Raw genomic sequence first — 1,544 nt, forward strand, 5'->3', positions numbered from 1 at the left:
AGGGAGGCCCCCGATACCGAGCGCGACATCCAGCGCGATGGATCCGGTCGGGATGGCCTGGATCGGCGGCCGGGTGTCGTCACCCAGCCGCATGATCGAGCCCTTGCCGAACTGCTTGTCGATCTGCGCGAGAGCGTTCTCCAACGCCTTCTCGCGGTCGGGTCCCACCATTGGAGTTACTCCATGCTGACTGAGGTCGGCGGGTCTTGGCCACGAGCCGACGCTAGGCCGTGGGACCGACAGTTTCGGAAGTCGGGTCGGTTCTGTGGACGGCGGAGAGTCTGTGGGCAACAGTAGCCGAACATTCGTTCGAAGGTGCGGCGACACGCCGGAGCACACCTGCGTTGGGCTGGTGCCTGGAGGACTCCAAGATCTGAGTTTCGGTCTGTGGGCTGGCTTTTTGCKGTTGAGGTGATCGTCTATGGGAGTTGTCGGCCGGCGTTGCGGTACTCGTTGATCATGCCGCCGAGGATGCGGGTGCGGCGGACGATGGAATCCGGGATCGGGGTGACCGTGGGCTGTGGGTCGGGTGTGGGGTGCCAGAACTGGGCCATCGGTCCTGGTCCGCGTCGTTAGGCAGCCCGCTCGGGCACTGTTGCGTTGTGAGGAAGCGGCGGATGCCAGCGGTTTCGGCACCGACACCGGCCTGCTGCGACAGCCCGGTGGTGGAGTAAGGTCGGCCCGGGACGCGGTACTGGTATTGCTACCAGCCCGTTTCCCCGGGCCGCCTTCCGCACCGGACATGCGACTCTCACCGCATCCGGCGCTCCACGGATCCCCTTCGGACCACGCGGCTCAGGCCGTCGCGGATCTCGCCCATGGTGTCGGGATGTTGTAGCCCCGCCAGCGATACCGGGTTACTTTCACCCGCTGGGGGACGAATAGCGTGATCCCGTCCTCTTCGGGTCGCCAACCGGGATCTCCGGTCAGATAGCGCCGTCGCAGAGTCTTCCAGTCGATCCCGGGATGCTGTTTCCTCAGCCACAAGGTCACCCGACGCCAACTGAAGGCATCGAGATAGTGGAACGTGGCTGTAGACGACCCGAACCGGAAATAGTAACACCATCCCCGCATCACCGTGTTGAGCTGGCGAAGCAGGTGAGCGAGGGTAYGTTGTCCTCTCTTGTTGGTGACTGCCCGCACCTTCTCCGTGATCGAGGCCAACGCCTTCTTCGATGGATAGGTGTAGACGTAGTGCCTGCTGGTTCCTCGCTTGCGCCTCCGCTGGATATGGAAGCCAAGGAAGTCCTGGAACGTACCCGCTTCGGTAGACACCCGGACTAGTAGACTGTAAACCAAAATTCTTTCCGATGACACATAACTAAAGTCGTCACAAGTTGTTGGCGAGCAGCTTCCTGAATTCCCGGTGGAGTACCTCCACCTTGGCTACGATCTCTTCTGCGGTGGCTGTCYACTCGAACGGATGGGCGTCCCAGTTCCAGTTCTCGACATAGTTGTTGATGGTGTTGACGAGGTCCTGGACCGAGACGAACGCCCCGTGCTGGAGTGCGTGCCGGGTGAGAATACCGAACCAGTTCTCGACC

General features: G+C 62.0%; 2 protein-coding genes and 2 pseudogenes. All 4 read right to left on the bottom strand.

The genetic code is table 11. The annotated features are described in order from the left end of the window. Nucleotides 1-171: pseudogene (locus BBK14_RS35245) on the bottom strand (recombinase RecA); the annotation flags it as partial. Between the two features lie 248 nt (nucleotides 172-419). After that, the gene (locus tag BBK14_RS41295; protein ID WP_275078483.1) at nucleotides 420-554 is read right to left on the bottom strand and encodes a hypothetical protein; all 135 of its coding nucleotides are present in this window, start codon (nucleotides 552-554) and stop codon (nucleotides 420-422) included. A 241-nt stretch (nucleotides 555-795) separates the two neighbouring features. Then, on the bottom strand, nucleotides 796-1,317 hold the full coding sequence (locus BBK14_RS42200; protein WP_083390933.1) for a group II intron maturase-specific domain-containing protein: 522 nt from the start codon (nucleotides 1,315-1,317) through the stop codon (nucleotides 796-798). A 13-nt stretch (nucleotides 1,318-1,330) separates the two neighbouring features. Then, nucleotides 1,331-1,544: pseudogene (locus tag BBK14_RS14030) on the bottom strand (IS630 family transposase); the annotation flags it as partial.

The sequence above is a fragment of the Parafrankia soli genome (assembly GCF_001854695.1).
Classification (GTDB): domain Bacteria; phylum Actinomycetota; class Actinomycetes; order Frankiales; family Frankiaceae; genus Parafrankia; species Parafrankia soli.

What these genes read in the sequence shown, in the direction of transcription:
- BBK14_RS41295 (WP_275078483.1), bottom strand. Translation starts at nt 554, where the DNA reads ATGGCCCAGTTCTGGCACCCCACACCCGACCCACAGCCCACGGTCACC.